Raw genomic sequence first — 21,428 nt, forward strand, 5'->3', positions numbered from 1 at the left:
TATGAAACGTTTTTTATCAATCGGCTTGGCAATGCTTTGTACTGTGGGCAGTGCGACACAATCTGCCTATGCCCAGCAAGGGACGATCAAAGCCCAGCAAGAGAAAGCCACTGTTTATCAAGAAAATTGGGGAACTGATGTGATGAACGTAACCCAAGCACAATTAGACCCTCAACACTGGTTAGCAAAATTACCCATCCCAAACCAAGTGATTATGAGCAAAGCGCAAATTAGCGCTCACAACAAAGCGTTAATCGAACATAATCGTTTTGTAAGCGATCCCCTTGCTAGCCCTAATGTGCTTAGCGATAAGCAGTTAACAAGCAAGATCAACAGCATTAGCAAGGTGCCAAAAAGCGCCCGCTTCTTTGTGGATGGTCGCCAATTAACCGCCAAAGACTATGGGCTTTATCAAGACAATATGGCGTTTGATTCAGCGCCCAAAGGGCATAAAGTTGAGTTTGGTTTGATTGTACAACGCGCTGCACTGCGCACGTTTCCAACGGATGACAGAGTACTTAATTCGGCAATGGACGCAGACCTTGACCGCTTTCAAGAAAGCGCTTTGTTCCCTGGCGACGCAGTAGCCGTTCTTACCTACAGCAAAGATAAGAAGTGGGCATTAGTGCAAGGGTTTAATTACCTGGCCTGGACACGAGTTGAAAATTTCGCCCTTGGCAGCAAACAACAAGTGGCAGAATTTACCAACCAAGATGATTTCCTCGTCGTCACCGGCGCTAAGGTGTTCACTCAATATGTGCCTGACATGCCCGCAATTTCACAGCAGCAATTGGACATGAGCGTGCGTTTGCCATTGGTGGAAAAAGAGGATGTGCCCACAGAGCTATACGCACAAAACCCCTATGCTAATTTTGTGGTTTGGCTTCCTACGCGCTCAGAACAAGGCCAGTTAACGTTACAAAAAGCACTTATCGGGCGCAGCCAAGACGTGCATTTAGGGTATATGGCGTACACCAAAGCTAACGTTATTCGCCAAGGGTTCAAATTTTTGGGCGAACGCTATGGGTGGGGGCATGATTATAATGGCCGTGATTGCACCGGATTTGTAGGTGAGATCTATCGTTCATTTGGTCTCTTAATGCCACGTAATTCAGGTGACCAAGGAGGAACAGACTTTGGCATCGATACTCGCTTTAACAAGCAATCCAAAATGGATGAGAAGCGCAAAGCGATTGAGGCCATGGAAGTGGGCGACCTTCTCTATATCCCTGGTCACGTTATGCTTTATCTTGGTAATGAAAACGGACAACCCTTTGTTATTCACGATGTGAAAGGCCTAGCTTATTTCGATGAAAACAAAAAACTGTATAAAGGCACGTTAAATGGCGTGTCTGTTACGCCGCTGATGCCCCTTAGATTGTCAGAGAAAAACAGCTATGTGGATCGTCTGTACAACATTAAACGCATACGGTAATCAAAAATGAGTGCACAGTATTCTGGCTTAGATTGGGTAGTGTTTGCGGCCTATGGCTTACTTTTAGTAGGCTCAGGGTGGTTTTTTAATCGCCGCTCAGCGAACAGCCAAGACTATTTTCGCGGTGGAAATACCATGCCTGTGTGGGCAGTGGCAATCTCAGTGTTAGCGACGTCTCAGTCAGCAGCGACTTTTTTGGGCGGGCCAGATCAAGGCTATCGTGGTGATTTGTCTTATCTGGCTACGAACCTAGGGGCGTTTGTGGCTGCATTCTTTGTTGCTACCTTTTTGATCCCCAAGTTTTATAAATTCAATGTGTACACAGTGTACGAATTGCTAGAAGTCCGCTTTGGCTCCAGTGCTAAGAAACAAGCGGGTTTGATGTATCTTTGTGGGCGAATATTCGCAAGTGGTGCACGCTTATACATGGCTGCTATAGCCGTATCGATGATCTTATTTGCCGATATAGAAGCTGCACATGTGATCACCGCCACGTGTATTTTGACCGTTGCAGGTTTGCTGTACACAGTCTACGGCGGGATAAAAACGGTTATCTACAGCGATGTTATTCAATGTGGTGTTTACGTTGGGGCAGCGGTTGCTGTTATCTACTGTTTGCTAGACGCCATACCCAGTGATATTTCCAGCGTGTTGGCCGTACTCGCACAGCCTGGTGCAGGCGAAGCGTCAAAGTTAGCGCTATTCAAATTTGATTGGGATTTTAGCCCTGCAGGGGTATTTAATATTTGGTCGGTATTTACCGGTTTTGTGCTGCTCAATATAGCGGCCTTCGGTCTTGATCAAGATATGACACAAAGGGTACTAACCTGTAAAAATGCCAAAGAAGGCAGTAAGGCCATGCTGTATTCCATCGTCATGGTCATCCCCATTATGCTGCTTTTTATTGTTATTGGCCTGCTTTTGTATGTGTATTATCAGCGCCCAGACTTAATGCAAAGCGGCGCTGCAGGCGAGGTATTACCGACGTTTGACGGTGAACCCGTGACTATTTTTATGTATTACGTGCTGAACCATATCCCGTCTGGGGTTAAAGCTTTGGTCACGGTTGGCATTATTGCTGCAGCACTGTCGACTCTTAATTCAGGATTGAATTCTATGGCGTCGGTATTGGTTCAAGATATTTACGCACCTTGGCAAGAAAAGAAAGGTAAGCGTCACAGTGATATGCATTTTGTCAGTGCAGGGCGTGTGGCGATGGCGTTGGTGGCAACGGCCCTAGGTGCTATGGCGTGCTTATGCTTTTACTGGCAACAATACACAGACACCCCTTTATTACAATTTGCATTAGGCGTGATGGTATTTTCTTATAGTGGTTTATTAGGGGTATATTTCAGCGCCATTTTCACTAAGCGTGGCAGCCCAACGAGCGTATTGGCAGCGCTAATTTGCGGCTTTATGACTACGCTTTTATTTCAACCTTACATTATGACGCTGTATTTGCCTCAAGAGTGGATAGTACACATCGGTTTTACGTGGCAATTATGTATCGCTACGTTAGTGGCAAGCCTAGTGTGTTTGTCCGCTAAAGGCAGCAGCGAAGTGCAATTTCAAGGACAGAAAGCATGAGCATTCAATACATACTTGGGTTAGATGGCGGAGGGACTAAAACGGTCGCTCGACTCGTCAACCTGCGCACGTCCATGCAATGGCAAGTCAACGCTGGAGCCACTTCCTTAAGTAACGATTATTCATTAGCTTTGAGCAGTATCACAGATGCTTGCGAACAACTATTGGCCCAATCAGGCTGTAATGGTGAACAGGTGTCTGCGGTTTTTGGTGTGGCAGGCGCAGGAGATAAATCCTTGGTAGCGAAGCTACAGCGGGATTTACCCTTACATTTTGCACAACTAAAAGTGGTCTCTGACGCCAAGACATCTTTGTATGGCGCTAATGCCGGTCAACCCGTTGCTGTTGTTGCTTTAGGTACAGGGTCGGTCGGTATGCGCATGGATGAAAATCGCACAGAAAAGATGATAGGCGGCTGGGGGTTTTGTATAGGAGATGAAGGGGGCGGCGCTAAGCTTGGCTATTTAGCGGTACAAAAACTACTGCTAGAAATGGACTTAAATGGCGTGGCAAAAAGCACTTTAAGTTTATACGTTGCCAGTCAAATTGGTTACAGTCGCCACTCAATATTGCAATGGTTGGCGCTCGCTAAACCTGCCGATTTTGCAAAACTTGCCCCGCACATATTCAGCTTAAAAGATGAGTGTGTTGTTGCGCTAGAAGTCCTTACCGCCCATGTCACCATGATCGAAAAGTTAATAAAGCGTACCTGCGGCTCTAGTAACTTACCTCTAGTGTTATTGGGGGGGTTGGCTGAACCAAGTCAGGCGTTGCTCAGCGAAACTTACCGTAATTTAATCATGCCTTCTAAGGGAAATTCTCTTGATGGCGCTTGTTTGTTGGCTAAGCAATTATGCACGCCAGTCATCACTAACTAACCGAAAATATTGATTTTATGACCCAATTAAATTTGCTCAGTGAATTAAACAGCATCGCTTCTGAAGGGCGCAACACAGATACGCTCGACATAGACACTTTGCCCACTTTAGCGATTTTAGAAAAAATTAATCAAGAAGATCATAAGGTTGCCGGCGCAGTGAATGATGCATTAAGCGACATTGCCTTAGGGGTCGATGCGATTGTGTCGAGTTTTAATCAAGGCGGTAGGTTAATCTACATGGGAGCTGGAACAAGCGGGCGCTTGGGCATACTTGATGCCGTAGAGTGCATGCCTACCTTTAGTGTGCCTGAAGGAATGGTCATTGGCTTAATTGCCGGAGGCGAAAATGCGGTGATCCACGCAGTTGAAGGAGCTGAGGATGACCGCGAAAAAGGGATTGCTGATTTAAAAGCGCTGAATTTTAATCAAAAAGATGTGTTGGTAGGTATTGCGGCGAGCGGGCGCACCCCTTATGTGGCAGCTGGGCTAGAGTACGCAAAGCAATGCAAAGGGCAAACTATCGCACTTAGCTGTAACCCTAACTCAGTGATCGGGCAAATTGCAGACATCGACATTTGCGCCCAAGTTGGCCCTGAAGTACTGACTGGATCCACTCGTTTAAAGTCGGGGACTGCACAAAAATTAATTTTAAACATGCTTAGTACTGCGAGCATGATCCGCATTGGTAAGACGTACCAAAACTTAATGGTCGACGTAAAAGCAAGTAATCAAAAGCTACACGCAAGAGCGGTGCGTATTGTGATGCAAGCTACTGACTGCGACGAACAACTGGCTTACAACGCCCTCGAACAAGCGAATAACGAAGTAAAAGTCGCTATTTTGATGCTCCTTACGCACGTCAATGCGCAACAAGCCAGAGAAACCTTGAGCAAGGAAAAGGGCTTTTTACGTAATGCTGTATCACAGGAGCCCAGATGAGGATCGCACTGCTCGTCTTCTTTATTTTGTTAATAGGCGCCTGCGCTGCAAGCCTTAACATTGAAGCGGACGATACTAAGGCGTTAAAAGTGGCTGCTGAACGCCCTGAAGCATACCTGTCAAAACTGCAAGGAAAACGCGTTGGCTTAGTGGTGAACCAAACCTCTAACGTGGGGAATTCCCATTTAGCGGATTACCTGCTGGAGCAGTCAATTAACGTTGCGCGTATATTTGCGCCAGAGCATGGTTTTCGTGGTGATCACGATGCTGGAGCGCATGTAAACAGCGAAATAGATGCCACAACGGGTATTCCTATTACGTCTATTTACGGCAAATTCAAAAAGCCACCCAAGGAAATGCTGCAGCAACTTGATGTTGTCGTGTTTGACATTCAAGACGTGGGTGTGCGTTTTTACACCTACATAAGCTCGATGCATTATATGATGGAAGCTGCAGCAGAAGCGGGTATTCAGTTTATGGTGCTCGATCGGCCAAACCCCAACGGGCGCTTCGTTGATGGGCCAATACTTGAGCCTGAGTTTCGCTCATTTGTCGGTATGCATCCCATCCCCGTTTTACACGGCATGACAGTGGCCGAGTTGGCGCAGATGATCAAAGGGGAGGGCTGGATAAATCAAGCGCAATCATTAGATTTGGTGACCGTTCCTGTGGCCAATTATACCCACGACATGTCTTATTCACTTCCAGTGGCCCCAAGCCCGAATTTACCCAATGATCAGGCCATTGATTTGTACCCCAGCCTGTGTTTTTTTGAGGCAACACCAATTAGTGTTGGGCGCGGTACAGATTTTCCGTTTCAGGTTATTGGCTTCGATGATATCCCATTAGGGAAGTTTGCGTTTAGCCCTGAATCTCGCCCAGGCAGTGCCCTGCACCCTAAGCTAGAGGGTCAACAATTACTGGGGATTGACTTGCGTCACAGCACAATAAGCGGACTTGATTTAACTTGGCTTGTGAAGGCGCAGCAACAGTTTGCGGAGCATGACACGAGCTTGTTTACTCGCCCTGACTTTATGGACAAACTCGCCGGTACAGATACGCTGCGCAGAGCCATTGAAGCGGGCCAAAGCTCAGCGCAAATTAAACAAAGCTGGCAACTCGGGCTAGCTAAATTTAAGAAACAGCGTCAGCCCTATCTCATATACCCCTGATCTGTGGGCATTTACGAGCAGGCTTGATGTTCTTGTAGCCGCTATTTGATGCTGTTATTTAAGGGAATTGGTATTGGTAAAGATTTCAGACATATTTATCCGATTATGGTTAAATGCTGCGGCTTTTTAGACGCACGTATCATTTTAACATCAGAGGGCAGTATGGCATCGGCAAAGTTTCACAATACCTTTCGGCAGTTTCACAGATGGTTGGGTTTTTTTCTCGCAGGTATCATGGCGGTATATGCCACAAGTGGTATTTTGCTTATTTTCAGAAGCACAGATTTATTAAAGTATGAATACACCACAGTTCATGATCTGGGAACCGAGCTAAGCCCTCAAGCGTTGCAAAAAGAACTTCATCTTAAAGGGTTTAAATTTCAGGACGAAAACGAAACTGAAATACAGTTTAACTATGGGGTTTATCAAAAAAACACAGGAAAGGCCGTAGTCACGAAACAAGATTATCCTTTGGTACTGAGAAAGTTAGTCAGCTTGCATAAAGCGACGACCAATAGTCCACTGTTTGTGTTGAATATTACTTTTGGTGTGGTGTTGCTGTTTTTTGTGATTTCCGCTTTTTTGATGTTTATGCCCAAAGCGAAGTTGTTTAAAAACGGTTTGAAGGTAGCGAGTGCCGGTTTTTTGTTTGCCTTAGTTGTGGTGATGTTCGGCTCATAAGGCAAGCTCGTCAAAAATTGAATATAAAAAAGGCCTCAATATCATATTGAGGCCTCTGTCATTTTCGCGGCACAAGCCTTACATCTGGTAAGAAACTGTCACATAGCCAAAGCGGCCAATGTTTTCATAGGCGCCTGTTTTTTCGCCCGTTCCAGTTGTGCCATAAGGCAGTTCGCGGTTAAAGACGTTATCTACACCAACGGTCAATGACAAGCCATTTTCAAAAGCATAGCCTACAGTAACATCAGAAACTGCGTAAGAGCCATATTCCATCAAGGTGCTTCGATTGGGGTTTATCGCCAGCTCTTGGTTGTCATAGATACTTACACGCTCTAAATAACGGGTTTTGATGCCCGCCTGCCATGCATCCACCATGTAGTTTACGCTTAGCATACCTTGCCATTCAGATTCACCCGCTGTACCAGCGTATTCAACATAATCAGACGTATCTTCTTGGAAGGGATACTCTTTACGTTCAATTAGGTAGGTACCGATCAAATTAGTTTTGAACGAGCCACCTAGTGCGTCGAAGTCGTAGCCAAATTCGAAATCTACCCCTGATGCATCCTGACCTGAAAGGTTAAGAGCAAAGCTTCTGATTTGTGAAATTTCACCGCTGGCGTCACGGGTAATAAGCGAACAGTAGTCATTGTTTACACCACTTATGTTATCGACGCAGCGATCAAGAATGGTTTGTGAGTCAACGGAAGAAATTGCATCAGTCAGTTCAATTTTCCAGTAATCAATCGTGGCAACAAACCCTTCAAGGTAGGCTGGCTGATAAACCACGCCCACAGTGGTACTTTTGGATTCTTCAGCACGAAGATTAATGTTGCCGCCTTGCTCGCCTTCAATGGTCGCTTGGTCGTAATCTGAATCAAAATCAGCTGGTACACCTAAAGCAGCGCAGTTTGCGGTACGTGTTGAGGCGTCAGCGAGTTGACCTAGCTCAGAGGTTTTACATGGATCGTCAATGCTGAAAAAGGTCTGGCTTGCTTCACCGAACAATTCACTAATGTTAGGGGCACGCAAAGCGGATGAGTGGGTAGAGCGAATGCGTAAGTCATCATACACTTGCCAATCTAGGCCTAACTTCCAGCTTTTTGCATTGCCAATGGTGCTGTAATCAGCAACACGCAAAGCAGTCTCAAAGTTAAGATCTTGAATGCCGGGTAAATCTGCAAGCAAAGGTACTGAAAATTCAACATACGCTTCTTTTACGTCGAAGTCGCCCTTGTCTTCACCCAATACGTTGAAAAAAGTACCCGCCGCGTTGTCTGGCTCTTCAATTTCACTTTCTTCTTTACGGTACTCAATACCTGCTGCGAAACCAACATAGCCTGCTGGTAATTCATAAATACCAGAGTTGTTGACTGAGCCACCCACCACTGTTTGCGTGATGGTGCTGTTACCAACAGAGGTTGTGTTAACGTAATCAATCGCCTCTTGGCTAGGTGCGCCGTCACCCAATAGGTTCAATGGTGCGCAGCCTGCTGCTTGAGCTTGTGCATCACGACATACAATCGAGCCATCGTCAGCTTCAACGGCATCTACTGCATTGTAGAAGTTAGCCAGTACAAGGTTGTTTTTGTTGGCACGCTCTAGTTTGGTTTCACCGCGAGTAATGTAGGTTTCAAAGCCCCAATCATCATTAATAAAACCTTCAAGGCCTGCTACAAAGGCAGTGGTTTCACGCTCATCGTCTTCTATTCTACGGCCAACATCAGTCAACATACGATCGATCGTAATGCTCGTTAGATTATTTGCCCCCATAAGGGCACGCAAGTCATCCCCTACATAGGGATTATCGTTTTGGATAGTAATGGCATCTTCAGGTGCTTCGAAGAAGAAAAACGCCGGCTGACCAATATTGGTTGAGCGCGTACGAGCGTATTTTCCTTCTACGTAACCACGGATATTATCTGTTAAGTCGTAGCTTAACTTTAGGTTATAGTTAGTACGGTCGAATTCAGGCTGAAGCTCAGTGAATTGATTCAAATTAATGAAGTCACAGTTTTCACAAGCGATGCCGTCAACGTTATCACCAAGGTATACGTCGCGTACCGAGCCATTGGGGTTGAACGAGTAGTAGTCATCCCCAATCGCAAAGGTCCCTGCGTTACTTAATGCGTAGATACCTGCGTTGGGTGTGTAGATATCATCTGGTACATCCAAGGAATCTTTATTTTCTTCAGTTTGCGCTTGGTTTGCCAAATTACGGAATGAGGTAGACGTCCAAGGGTTATCAAGTGCGTTCAGGCTTTCTTGGCTGCTGTGCTCAACTGAGAAAGCGATGTTACCGCGATCATCATTGAAGTTAGTGCCGTAAGAGAATGAATACTTGTCGTTGCTGTAGTCGTGGTTGTCAGCATAGCCTTTGGTTGCACTAACTTGTAAACCTTCAATTTTGTCTTTGAGAATAAAGTTAACCACGCCGGTTACCGCATCGGCACCGTAAACCGCAGAGGCTCCACCTGTGATGATTTCAACGCGCTCAATCCAACTGGTGGGAATGGTGTTGGTATCAACAGACGCGGTACCAGCACTACTTGCTACGTGGCGCTTGCCGTTGACTAACACTAGAGTACGTTCTGTACCCATGCCACGTAAATCAAGAAGACTTAATCCCGCAGTACCAATGAATTGACCTGAGTTTGAAAGCGAGTAGGTGCTTGCTAAGGCCGGGAGCTCGTTGAGTGCTTCGCCGATATTCATTGCACCAGTATTCAGTAAACTTTCGCCGCTAAGCACTGTCACAGGAGAAGGTGCAATCGCCCCTTCACGAAGAATGCGAGAACCTGTGATTTGAATTTTTTCAACTGTGTCTGCTGATTGTGCGTCAGTACTTTGTTGAGCCAAAGCTTGTTGTGTCATAGCAAATGAGCCGCCTAAAAGCGCGAGCTTTACGGCCTGAGTGATTTTATGCATATGTGTCCCTGAGAAAATATTATAGAAAATAAGAATTCATCTGCTATATGCGCAGATTGTAGTGAATTGTATTGCTCATTAGGTTGATATTCAAACAAATGTATCGTAAATAATTTGTTAAATGGTGTTAATAACTGTTTACGTGTTCACTATTTACGCATTTGGTGGTTGCTAAGCGTGCAGATTGTCTGAACTTTGCACTGATTTTATTGTGAGTTGGAATGGTCGGATTAAATAACTTTAATATCATCAGAGGGTTACCCTGCTCGGGGCAAGCAGAAGCAAAAAAACAGCGGGAATTACGCTGAATTTACGTGAGTTTGGCTGAAATTAGCGCGGATATTGGCGAAATGTTAAGACGATTGGCGAAAGTCACTGACCACAGAGTTGGTTTTCTCGAGTAACAGGCGTCCCTGGCGAGATGACTGGGTGATCGCGATAAACAAGATGTCGATAATAAACTCTTGTGCTGTACGTGCCATGATAGAAGATAAACGCGCTGATTCTTCTTCGGCAACTGAATACAACTTAATATCTGCAAGATCAGAAACCGGCGTTGCTCCGTAGCGTGTGACTGTGATCACTTTGCAGTTGTTTTGCTTGGCTTGTTTGACTACGTTGACGATTTCTCGGGTACTGCCAGATTCGCTGATCGCGAACACTAGGTCATTATCAGATAGGGTCGCCGCAAACGCTAGTTGCGCATGCATATCAGGCTCTTCAATGGCTAACATACCGAGTTTTTGTAGCTTGTAAGAGAAATCTTTTCCCACTAACGCTGAACCACCTAAGCCGCAGATTAAAATGCGTTTGGCGGACTTGAGTAAATCTACAGCTTGATGAAATGCGGCTTCTTCATTGAGGTTTTTGGTTTCCGTTAATACCGCAACTTTACTGCTGAGCAACTTCTCTGATACTTGCTTGAAACTGTCATTAAGGGTGATCTTGCCGTGTAGGTTACCCTCGGTCGATGTGGAATTTAAGGCATCGATTACCCCTAATTTAAAGGCGGGGTAGCCTTTATAACCGAGTTTTTGGGCGAACTTAACCACACTGGATTGACTGACGCCGACTACATTGGCAAGTTCTTGTGAGGATAAGTCACGCACCGCATTTGATGAACTCAGTACAAACTTGGCCAGCTTCAGTTCACTATTTGATAAGGTATCTTTAATGGCTTTTATTTTTGTGAAAGTAGACATTAAGCAACTCTAAGTAATAATTTATTATTTAGTTTACCGTAATTTTAGCAACTTACGTGTAAAACCCAGAAAAAATAAGAGCAATAAGCTTACCGCTTTTTAACGGTTAAGGTTAAATATAAATCGATAAATTATTCAATTGCTCTAAACACAGTTCAATTTAAAAATTTCTTATACTTTGCGTATTATTCCATTATGGTACAAATGACCTAGCATCGCTGAGTCGAAGTTTCAGCTAAACGACTCAGAACGCATCACTGACCACGCGGCCTGTAAACGCTGCGCATTGTTGAACGCGCTGCTTTTGTACCGGTGACAGTGTTTCAATATCAAAATAGCCATATTCACTGTGTTCGTCACTTAGACATATGGCTTGTTCGCCGAGCAATCGCACTTTAAAAATACAGGCTTGGGAATTATGCGCACTGTGAAAATACACACCAGAGAGGTAGTCGATTTCAACGTCAATACCAAGCTCCTCTTTACATTCACGCAGCAACGCCTGATGTATTGTTTCACCCGGCTCAAGTGCGCCTCCGGGCAACCCCCATGCGCAATTACCGTAGGTGGCCTTCAATAAAAGTACTTGCCCTAACGCATTGAAAATCACGCCATGGCTACTGATGCGAAACGTATCGTTAAATGCCATCGTTTCTCCTAAGGTTTAAAAATGCGGGCATTGTACTAACTAAGTGCCAAGCCATGACAGCCTTTAACTAACGCTCACTCCACTAATAAGACCGTTCATTTGGCAGAATATTGCACGTTTTTACTAGTGGTTGAGTCGTATGATGGTTAATCGTTCAATTTATCAATACTAACAGGCAGAGCACCTGTTGCTCGTTGATTACCAACCAATATATTGGCTAAAGCGCGATAGATTGGACCGTCATAATATAGCTTTACTTGCCCACTAGCATCGACTTGCTCTTTGACTTGTGTGTTATAGGCAAAACTTGCCAAGATGCCGTCAAGGTAATTTGCGTAGTCGCTCACTGCATAAGGGGTACGCATGCTAATCAGTAATGATGTTTGATGGGGTTTTACCGCTTTCATCAATGACATCAGTTTAGCATCCAAGATTTCTTTTTTAGGTCGCAGGCGCCAATCCGTGATGTCATCCATGCCGCCCATTTCGACCAAGCTTTGTTGTGGAGTGATATCACTAAAAATAACCAATTGCGCCACGCGTTGTTGAGTAATAATCTGCTGTGTTGTCTCGCTAACAAGACTGGAGCAGCGAATAGCAACATCAGCTTTAGAGGGAATGGCTTTTAGCGCATCATCTAGCGCAGTGGTCATTGCCATGCATTTACTGTTATCAGGCATCACTAACTGAATGACTTTGGTCCCTTGGTTTATCGGCCATGCCTGCTGATTTTTAATCGCCACGATCGCACTGTTCGCTAGCTCTTGTTCTACTTTCAAATGCGCCGGAGAAGCCAATGTTTTTTGGGCCTTTGCTAAAGCTTGAGGCAAAGGAAGTTGCTCTGTTTCAGTGGCAATATAACGCTGCTTTAAGGTATTAATGCGCGCGACTGACTGCTCTATTTCAGCTACCGATAATTCACCTGTTTGCACGCTATAGGCGATGTCTGTAATCATCTTTTTAAGCTTAGGTATGTCTTGTGCCGTTCGGATGGCCAGCGGCATCAGGGCGATATCTGTGCCCGCTTTGAATGTCTGTAGCACCGCTTCAGTGGGCTCATAAAAGTGCGCGATGGCCGCCATATCCAACGCATCGGTAATGATTACGCCACCAAAGCCCATTTTATCTCTTAACAGATCCGTTAGAATTGCCCGCGACATCGTGGCTGGTAACACCGTTTTTGTGCCATCGGTAGCGGTGAACATGCTGTTATCAAGTGCTGGGTATTGAATATGGGCAGTCATGATCATGCCTGGGTCACCATGATCAATGGCATATTGAAAGGGAGCTAGGTCGACCGTATTAATCTTGCTTAAATCATGCTCTACCAAGGGTAAACCTGAATGGCTGTCGGTACTGGTATCACCGTGGCCTGGAAAATGTTTTAGCGCAGCAATTACCTTATTATTTTGCATGGCTTGCATTTGGGCAAAGCCTAACTGAGATACAACGTGAGGATCTTCGCCAAAGGAACGTACGTTTATCACAGGATTCTCTGGGTTCACATTCACATCTACCGATGGTGCAAAATTTACATTGAAGCCCAATACCGCAAGTTCTTTCGCAATAACGTCTCCGCTGAGAGTGGCAAAGCGTGTTCCATGTTCTGCGTAGGTAGCACCAATGGCCATATTACCACTAAACGCGGTGCTAATATTTTGCGGTATGCGCACCACGCGCCCGCCTTCTTGGTCTATTGAGATAAATAGAGGCGTGTGGCCGCCCGCCGCTGATGCTGCTTGCAAGTCACGGTTTAAACGGATCATTTGCTCCGTGTCTTGTAAGTTATTGGCAAACAAAATAATGCCGCCGATGCCGGTGTCAGCAATCATTTTTTTAAGCTCGTTAGGTAACTTGGTCACTGGTGTGGTGCAGCGACCTGTTGTGCCTAATTCGTCTTCGTCACAGAAATAACGAATATCAAGCATAAGCTTTTGCGCGACTAGGGCTTCAATGCGCGGATCAACAGATGGTTTGTTTGCACAGGAAACAAAGGTTAAGACCAATAAACTGACTAATAAAATACGCACTGGCCTAACGCCCATGACTGACTCCTAAAGAAAATAACGCGTCTACACTCCGTGCAGTAACACCATGCGTTACTGCAATAAGATAGCGCGTGACAATAATTGAACTAGACAAAAAAATCCCCGCCATAAGCGGGGATAAACAAACAACTACCTGTATTCGCTAAGGATAGTCGTCAAGCTGGATTAGTAATTTAAACTAACCGAAAGTTGCACACGGCGTGGATTTATCAAGTTACGTGCTTCACCGAAAGTGGCGCTAGACACGATAGGCTGATAGTTGTAGCCGGTTTGACGGTCAAACACGTTGAATACGTCAGCTTTAAACTGTAACTCTAGATCTTCCGTAAGGTTGAATGCTTGTGCATAGTTTAAATCTAACTGCCAATGGCTTGACTCACGGCGGCTACCAGCAGGTTCAGAGTAACGAATAGTAGAGCTTGAATAACCGTAAGCTCCGCCATCCCACGCTTCCCAAACATCACCCGATTGGAAGACAAAATTGAAACCTATGTCTGCATTCCAATCAGTGGTGTAATAACCTAGCGCTTTGAGCACATGAGGACGATCGCCATTCAGAGTGCCTGATTTACCGTCCCACAGCATACGACCACGGCCGTCACCTAAGTTAGATGAGCCGACAAACAAGTTGCCGTCTGAGGCTGTACTTGTGATGTCTTGGTCGTAGTTCCCGTAGTAATGACTCCATACGTAAGACACGTTCAAGTAGTAATTGTCGCCAGTATAGTCACCTTCAACACTCCACTCGTAGTAAGTGTTTTCAGCGCCATCTAATTCGGCAATAACATAGCTACCATCACTGGCGCTTAACCCCATGCTGGCATATTGCTCAGCTAAATCAGGGATAAACAAGCCTTTGTCGCGCAAGTGTTCAGGTACGCCACCAAACGGGCCATAGTCACCGTAAGTGCGCGCGTTATTTGGTTGATCTTCCCAGGCATGAAACGCTTTACGCTGACGCAAATGGGTGCGTACAAAGAACTCATTTGAAATGTATTTCGTCATACCAATAGTGATTTCGTCAGTGCGACGAGCATCCATGTCATCTTGGAATAATTTACCAGATGAACCATTCGCTTCCGTATTACCGATAAATGCGCCATCGGCATCAAAGTAAACCACTTGAGTGGATTGGTTGTTGCGATCCCAAGATGCCGCGCGAGCCAAAGATGTGGTATCAGGGTTATAGCTTGCGAAGTTGGCAAATACAGTATCGCGACCGTTATACGCCCAAGTGATGCCGAGTCTAGGTTGGATCATGTCCATGAAATCAAGCTCATACATTTTATACTTGTTGCCTGGAGCAACTTCGTAACCAGATGCATTGGCTGAGTTCTCTCTTAGACCTTGACCGTAAAGCGTATCATTACTGAACAAGAAGCCCACGTTATAGGTGAAATCACCGTGCTCAATGGTATCGTTAACTTCAATGTTAATCACCTCAGACGTTGACGTCAGAGGATTCAGGTTCTCTTCACCATTTAAGCTATTTGAATAAACCGTAGCGCTATAATAGATAGCCTCGTCGGTTTCAAAGTTGGTATCTACACCTAACCCACCGTTGTAGCTGATCGCACCCCAACCATTTGAAAGGCGAGTCAGCACTTCTTCGCTTTCTTTCCACTGGCCACCAATATGAATATTATGCACGGTATTGCCTAATTCCATTTCATGGTCAAGGGCAACTTCAAAGCTCTTGCGGGCAAAATCCTGGTTGTTGATTAAAGACGCGCCACCAATATTACCGCCACCGGTTAGCACACCTGCATCATCAACGTAACCATACGCATCGATCAGTGCTTGGGCAGTTTCTGCATCAAAACCTTCGTCAGTTCTAATGGTAGGGACAACGAATAGGCCTTGCTGATCGAGGTTATTTAGATCAAGAGAGCCTCCAATAGTCGGGATGACACTTGAAAAATTGGTGTCAGGGCGACTGGAGTTTTCGTTTTTGAAATCACTGTACTGGAAAGTTAGCGTGGTGTAGTCATCGATAATATATGAGCCATCGATGGTGAAAATATCTTGCGATACTGAACTACCTTCAGAGGTCGAATCAGCCGCTTTCGTATCAACAGAGTCGCCTACAACCTCTTTATCAGAGGTTCTATAACTGACGTTGAATAGTAAATCTTCGGTGGGTGCCCAGGTTAATTTACCGAAATATTCATCACGGTCACTTTCGTATTCTTTTGTTGGGCCATAAGCCGTTTCAATGTTGTCACGAGTGATTTCTGGGCCAAAGTAAGAACCATAAAAATACAGTTCATCTTCAATTAAAGCGCCGCTAACATTGGCGCTCATCCAGGTTTTGTCTTCTTCAAACGTCGATGTCGTACTCTCTGTTGAATCTCGGTCTGCTGATAAACTTGCAGGTTCGATGCGGTATTCTACGCTGGCATGAAATTCGTTCGTACCAGATTTTGATAACGTATTGATAGATAAACCGCCTGCACGGTTAAAGCCAATAGCTTTTGCGCCCCCGCGGTCAATCGAAACATAGGCAACGTCTTGCGTTGATGGCTCAGATGCAAGGTTTCCGTACATGGGTAACGACACGTCTACCCCATCAAAGCCGTATTTGTTGTCACGACCTGAGCCACCCGCTGATGGGCCTAGGGTGGCATTCTCAGAGTACTGCACGCCTGGAATGATAGCCAGTAAAGAGCGATAATCTTGCCCAGTAGGAACGCGAGAAATCACGTCTTCGCCTAAGGAATTGGTCAATGAAGAATCCCCTTCGCGGCTGATCCGAGAGCCAACAATTTGAATCACTTCAGTGCTATCAGCAGGAGCGGCTTCAAACGCGACATCAACGTTAGAGGTTTGGTCTAGCAGAACGTCGACTTGAGTTTGGCGTACCGTACCGTCAGAAGAGGTAAAGGTGAGGGTGTATCTGCCGGGTTTCAAAGCAGGTAGAACATAACTACCATCGGCTTTTGTTTTTACTGTTCTAGGTTTTGGCATCACGTTACTTGATGCGGTAACCGTTACATCACTGACGGCAATATCAGCCGCTTGGGTTTCGACTTTACCTTTTATACCACCAGCTTGCTGGGCCAAAGCTGCTGGCGCGCCTGCTAGAGAGCTGGCAAGCAACACTGCTGAAAGCGTGCTTGCGCGATTGTTCCATGCACCTTGCATGGCACTGTATATCCGTTGTTGTATGAAATTCCTAGATTGTGTAGCCATGTGTTCACCTATTTGTTGCTTGTGCTTTTTGTTTGAGGACGACGACTCATAAGCCTTCATAAAGTCATTTTTTATTATTGTTGTCTGAACATTTAACAAACAATATTCCATATCGTCAAGAATAATATGTTCTTTATTGTTTGTTTTTTAGTAATAATTTATCTGTTTTGTTGATGTCGGAAATTCGTAATTGGCTTAGAAACGGGTAAGAATGCGTATTATACGAACGTATGAGGGTATTTTTTATTACCTTCTTTAGCCACATTATATATAAGGCTATCTCATGAATGATTAAGATAAGGACTAAACCGGCAGGTAAAATAAAGCCAAATTGGCTTATGCAGCTTTGATCGCTCATATTGTGAAACTTCACATTAAGTTATGGAATTATTATTCAAATTATTTATTATATCTGTAATTAATTATTCTAAATTGTGATCTGCAGGGTAGAAAAGTGATCTGGCAGATAAAAAGCTAACGGGATATCCTCAGTACTATGAAAAAACATATTGTGAATTGGCGTCGTTCTGCCTTGATAAGCATATTAACGGTCGGTATCGTCAGTTGCGCGTCTATGCCTATCAGCGATATGCCCTCAAAGAACTTTGGCCACCGAGTCAAATTTTTGGTCATGCATTTCACCGCCATTGACTATCAAAAATCAGTGCACGCATTGGTCGACGAAGGTGGATTGAGCGCACACTACCTTGTTCCTGAATCGAATGATCCTAGCTATCCACATGATTCGTTGGAAATTCTCAAACTGGTGGATGAAGACAAGCGCGCTTGGCATGCGGGTAATAGTGTGTGGCAAGGGCGCAGCGAACTAAATGATTCTTCAATCGGCATTGAAATTGTCAATGTGCCCGAGTGTCATTTTGATAGTGAAGCAAAGACAGTGTCGGAGCATGGCGAAAATCGCTTATGTGTATTCCCCGATTACGACCCTAAACAAATCGAATTGTTAATTACTTTGAGCAAAGACATACTCGAGCGTAACCCTGATATCACCCCTACACGTGTAGTGGGCCATGCCGATATTGCTCCGGCGCGCAAAAATGACCCTGGTCCTCGCTTCCCATGGTTCGAACTCTACAAGGCTGGTATTGGCGCATGGTATGACAATGACACATTTGAACAGTACTGGCAGCGTTTTAATCAATACCAACCGAACATTGGGTTAGTACAAAGCGCTTTGCGCGCTTATGGCTATAACGTGCTTGAAACGGGCATTCGAGATGAGCAAACAAGGAATGCGGTCAGTGCATTTCAGATGCATTTTTTACCTTGGCAAGTGACAGGTAAAGCTGACGGTAAAACTGCGGCGGCCGTTTTTGCTTTGCTGGATAAATACTTTAGCAAAAAAGCCAAATCATTGATGGCGAGGTATATCGACGAGCAGATGACTGCTCCCCCAGCGCCTCAAATTGCGAAGCAGGGTCAAATAGACGAATTATTTCCCATGCAGGAACGCAGCACCCGGCAGCTAGTTAACGATCGTAAACGTTTTAAAGCCTACCAAGGGCGGGGTGAGATCAAGATCAATAGCCAAGGCGCAGAGCAGGCCGATATTTATGTGAACGGTCAAAAACTCAATATAACGCTACCTTTTGTAGCAAATGAAAGTTACGAATACAGTCTGAAACGTCGTACCAGAGACGGTGTTAACACGCTACAGGTTGAAAACGTTTTGCCTTTAGGCAGCAACCTCAAGGTGACTGTGCCGTCTCCCATCCTGATCGATAACAGCGCATCCTATCAAAAACGATTCCAACAAGTGGATGACTTAATCCAGCAAGACATAAAAAACGGGTTTCCAGGTGCAGTATTGTTGGTGGTGCAAAACGGTGAAATTATTAAGCGCACTGCCTACGGTGACGCCCGCCAATACGCTGATGGGGGCGAATTACTCCCTAGCCCTCAAAAAATGCACACTGATACCTTATTTGATATCGCTTCTAATACAAAGATGTTCGCTACCAACTTGGCTTTGATGAAATTGGTTAGCGAAGGCAAACTAGATGTGAATGCGCCTATCGAACAATACATGCCTGATTATCAAGGCGGAGGGCGTGATACCCGATTAGTGCGAGATCTACTTACGCATACCGCGGGTTATGCTCCGCAAGTGCGTTTTTTCACCCCTGACAACGGCGTAAGCAAGAGTCTATATTCGCAAAACCCTCAGCGAACGGATCAACTCTTGCTCAATCGCGTACCCTTTGCCATGGGGCGAAATGTCAAAGCGGTATACAGTGATACTGATTATATGTTGCTAGGGTTGTTGATTGAGCGCTTAACGGGCATGGGGCTAGATGCCTACGTGGAACATCATATTTACCAACCTTTAGGGTTAACCGATACCTTGTACAACCCGTTATTAAAAGGCCGAGCTAAAGCAGAATTTGCAGCCACTGAAATTCAAGGAAATAGCCGCGGTGGGCGCGTGAGCTTCGACAATATGCGCGAATATGTGTTGCAAGGTGAAGTGCATGATGAAAAAGCATTTTATTCCCTTGGTGGTGTAGCAGGCCATGCTGGCTTATTTTCTACGGTGGATGACTTAGCGGTATTAGGGCAGTTGCTCTTAAATGGCGGAGGCTACGGGCAAACTCAGATATTTGATGAGGCCGTTTTACAGCAATTTATCAAACCAGAAGAACGCGACGACAGCTTTGGTTTGGGCTGGCGACGTGCAGGGCACGGACAAAGCAAGTGGCATTTTGGCCCTTATGCTAGTGCGCAAGCTTATGGACATACGGGTTGGACAGGTACCGTTTCGGTGATCGATCCAAAGTACGACTTAGCGATATTTTTGCTAACCAATGCAAGGCATTCAAAAGTGCAAGAAGATGACAGCGGCCATGTGGAATTTAAAGGTAAAACCTTTGAAACTGGCAAATATGGCAGTGTGGTTAGTTTGGTCTACGAAGCCGTGCTTAACGGAAAGTAAATCAGAATCGACACGATATTAACAAGACTCGTTTTGAGGTAAACAACATCATGACTTTACATCGCTGCATCAAGATGAATTATATCATCTCACTCTTATGTTTGTGGGTGACTATGTGGGCGACAACCTTAGGAGCGAAAGTGAAGCCTGTCGAACAAAATAAGCCTCTAGAGTCGATGCTGGACATGGCACAGGTAGACACAAAAATACATAAGATCATGGATAGATTAAGCATTCCGGGTGTGGCTGTAGGGGTGATTAAAGATGGGCGCATCGTGCTTGAGAAAAGTTATGGCGTAAAAGACATACGCACTAATGAGCCGCTTAGCAATCAAAGCCTATTTAAAATTGCTTCAAATACCAAAGCCTTTACCGCCGCCGCTTTAGGGATGTTAGTCGACGACGGGAAACTCAACTGGGATGACCCAGTCGTTAAACATTTGCCGGATTTTCAACTGCACGATCCATGGATAAGCGCCCATTTTACCATTACTGATTTGCTCACCCACAGAAGTGGATTAGGCCTAGGTGCAGGGGATTTAATGCTGTGGCCTGAGCCTTCAAGTTTTAGTCGCACTGAAGTCGTGCATAACTTGCGGTATTTAAAACCCACGGGGCAGTTTCGGGCAGACTACGCCTACGACAACTTGTTGTATATCGTCGCCGGCGAAGTGGTTGCGGCAGCAAGCGGTCAACCTTGGGAGCAATTTGTTGAAAAACGTATTTTTGCTCCACTAGGCATGCAGCATTGTTACGCAGGTCACATACCGGCAAAAGCGCAACCTTTCGTGGCGACGCCCCACGGTATGGTAGATGGTGAGCTGGCGACAATAGAGCGTGATGTTGACACCAGTAAACCCAATGTTTCAGGTGCAGCGGGGGGGATTCAATGCAGTTTAGAAGACATGTTGACTTGGGCCCAAGTGCAATTAAATAAGGGGATGACAGCAGACTTAAAGCCGCTTTTCTCAACCAAACAACATCAAGAAATGTGGACAGCCAAAACGATAATGCCGGTGTCTGGCACTGACAAACGCTATAACAACAGTCATTTTAGCGCTTATGGTTTAGGGTGGCGCTTAAACGACGTGGATGGCAAGTTGCGGGTTCACCACAGTGGCAGCCTTGCGGGTATGTATTCTTATGTGACATTTTTCCCCGAACTTGATTTAGGCATAGTGGTGTTGACCAACCAGCAATCAAGTGCGGCACGCAGTGCACTTATGTATACCTTAATGAAACCCTATTTAGGTGATGACGACACAGATTGGTTAAATGTATTTGCACCGACCATATCGCCAGCCGAGAGCAACAAGGCTCAGAGCCCAACAACCCTCAGCGATGTTACAACTAATCCTGCCCTAACTCGCTCAGTGCAAGGGGGGGCGGTGACAGATACGTCACTTAAAGCCGCGTTAGGCGTGTATCGCGACGATTGGCTTGGGGATTTCCATCTTGAGCAAAAGAACGGGCGCATTCAGCTCAGATCGACACGGGTCATAAAGCTGGTGGGCGAGCTTTATGCCGATGAACAACTCGATCGGTTTTTAGTCCGTTGGGACGACAGAAGTTTAGAGGCAGATGTGTATATCAAACTGCATCGTACTAAGAATAAAGCGATCACTGGTATCGAACTGATCCCTGTACATGCAGATATTGATTTTAGTTACGATTTTCAAGATCTAAACCTACGTAAGGTTAACATGTAACAATATGATTTATATGGCTTTATTTCAAGGTGATGAGCGCCGTCCTAGGGGCT

General features: G+C 45.3%; 13 protein-coding genes. 8 read left to right on the forward strand and 5 right to left on the reverse strand.

Annotation, left to right across the window (positions count from 1 at the left end; all coding sequences use genetic code 11):
* The first annotated feature begins 1 nt into the window (after nt 1).
* The 6 genes from FX988_RS14245 (at nt 2) to FX988_RS14270 (ending at nt 6,694) form a co-directional block, all read left to right on the forward strand.
* The gene (locus FX988_RS14245; protein ID WP_160180806.1) at nt 2-1,435 is read left to right on the forward strand and encodes an NlpC/P60 family protein; all 1,434 of its coding nucleotides are present in this window, start codon (nt 2-4) and stop codon (nt 1,433-1,435) included.
* Nucleotides 1,436-1,441: 6 nt separating this feature from the next.
* The gene (locus FX988_RS14250; RefSeq protein ID WP_160180808.1) at nt 1,442-3,022 is read left to right on the forward strand and encodes a sodium:solute symporter; all 1,581 of its coding nucleotides are present in this window, start codon (nt 1,442-1,444) and stop codon (nt 3,020-3,022) included.
* Complete coding sequence (locus tag FX988_RS14255; protein WP_160180810.1) at nt 3,019-3,900, forward strand: BadF/BadG/BcrA/BcrD ATPase family protein; 882 nt, start codon at nt 3,019-3,021, stop codon at nt 3,898-3,900. Before FX988_RS14250 ends, FX988_RS14255 begins: the two co-directional genes overlap by 4 nt.
* A gap of 17 nt (nt 3,901-3,917) precedes the next feature.
* Nucleotides 3,918-4,841: an N-acetylmuramic acid 6-phosphate etherase gene (gene murQ, locus FX988_RS14260; RefSeq protein ID WP_160180812.1), complete on the forward strand. Its 924-nt coding sequence runs from the start codon at nt 3,918-3,920 to the stop codon at nt 4,839-4,841.
* Complete coding sequence (locus tag FX988_RS14265; RefSeq protein WP_160180814.1) at nt 4,838-6,013, forward strand: exo-beta-N-acetylmuramidase NamZ domain-containing protein; 1,176 nt, start codon at nt 4,838-4,840, stop codon at nt 6,011-6,013. Before murQ ends, FX988_RS14265 begins: the two co-directional genes overlap by 4 nt.
* Before the next feature lie 162 nt (nt 6,014-6,175).
* Nucleotides 6,176-6,694, forward strand: coding sequence for a PepSY domain-containing protein (locus FX988_RS14270; protein ID WP_160182185.1), 519 nt, complete (start codon nt 6,176-6,178; stop codon nt 6,692-6,694).
* 78 nt (nt 6,695-6,772) lie between these two features.
* Here the strand turns inward: FX988_RS14270 and FX988_RS14275 are convergent, their stop codons facing one another.
* From FX988_RS14275 to FX988_RS14295, 5 genes are all read right to left on the reverse strand, one after another.
* Nucleotides 6,773-9,622 carry a TonB-dependent receptor domain-containing protein gene (locus FX988_RS14275; protein WP_160180815.1) on the reverse strand — a complete coding sequence of 950 codons (2,850 nt, stop codon included), beginning with the start codon at nt 9,620-9,622 and terminating at the stop codon, nt 6,773-6,775.
* Between the two features lie 353 nt (nt 9,623-9,975).
* Nucleotides 9,976-10,824: a MurR/RpiR family transcriptional regulator gene (locus FX988_RS14280; RefSeq protein ID WP_160180817.1), complete on the reverse strand. Its 849-nt coding sequence runs from the start codon at nt 10,822-10,824 to the stop codon at nt 9,976-9,978.
* A 244-nt stretch (nt 10,825-11,068) separates the two neighbouring features.
* Nucleotides 11,069-11,473, reverse strand: a complete 405-nt coding sequence (locus FX988_RS14285; protein ID WP_160180819.1) for an NUDIX hydrolase — start codon at nt 11,471-11,473, stop codon at nt 11,069-11,071.
* Nucleotides 11,474-11,619: 146 nt separating this feature from the next.
* On the reverse strand, nt 11,620-13,518 hold the full coding sequence (locus tag FX988_RS14290) for a glycoside hydrolase family 3 protein (RefSeq protein ID WP_160180820.1): 1,899 nt from the start codon (nt 13,516-13,518) through the stop codon (nt 11,620-11,622).
* A 168-nt stretch (nt 13,519-13,686) separates the two neighbouring features.
* Nucleotides 13,687-16,713 carry a TonB-dependent receptor gene (locus FX988_RS14295; protein WP_201751595.1) on the reverse strand — a complete coding sequence of 1,009 codons (3,027 nt, stop codon included), beginning with the start codon at nt 16,711-16,713 and terminating at the stop codon, nt 13,687-13,689.
* Nucleotides 16,714-17,209: 496 nt separating this feature from the next.
* Between FX988_RS14295 and pbp4b the strand changes: the two genes are divergently transcribed.
* Nucleotides 17,210-19,666 carry a penicillin binding protein PBP4B gene (pbp4b, locus tag FX988_RS14300; protein ID WP_160180821.1) on the forward strand — a complete coding sequence of 819 codons (2,457 nt, stop codon included), beginning with the start codon at nt 17,210-17,212 and terminating at the stop codon, nt 19,664-19,666.
* 50 nt (nt 19,667-19,716) lie between these two features.
* Complete coding sequence (locus FX988_RS14305; protein ID WP_160180822.1) at nt 19,717-21,375, forward strand: serine hydrolase; 1,659 nt, start codon at nt 19,717-19,719, stop codon at nt 21,373-21,375.
* Nucleotides 21,376-21,428: the final 53 nt, after the last annotated feature.

This window comes from Paraglaciecola mesophila, from assembly GCF_009906955.1.
Taxonomy (GTDB): Bacteria; Pseudomonadota; Gammaproteobacteria; order Enterobacterales; family Alteromonadaceae; genus Paraglaciecola; species Paraglaciecola mesophila_A.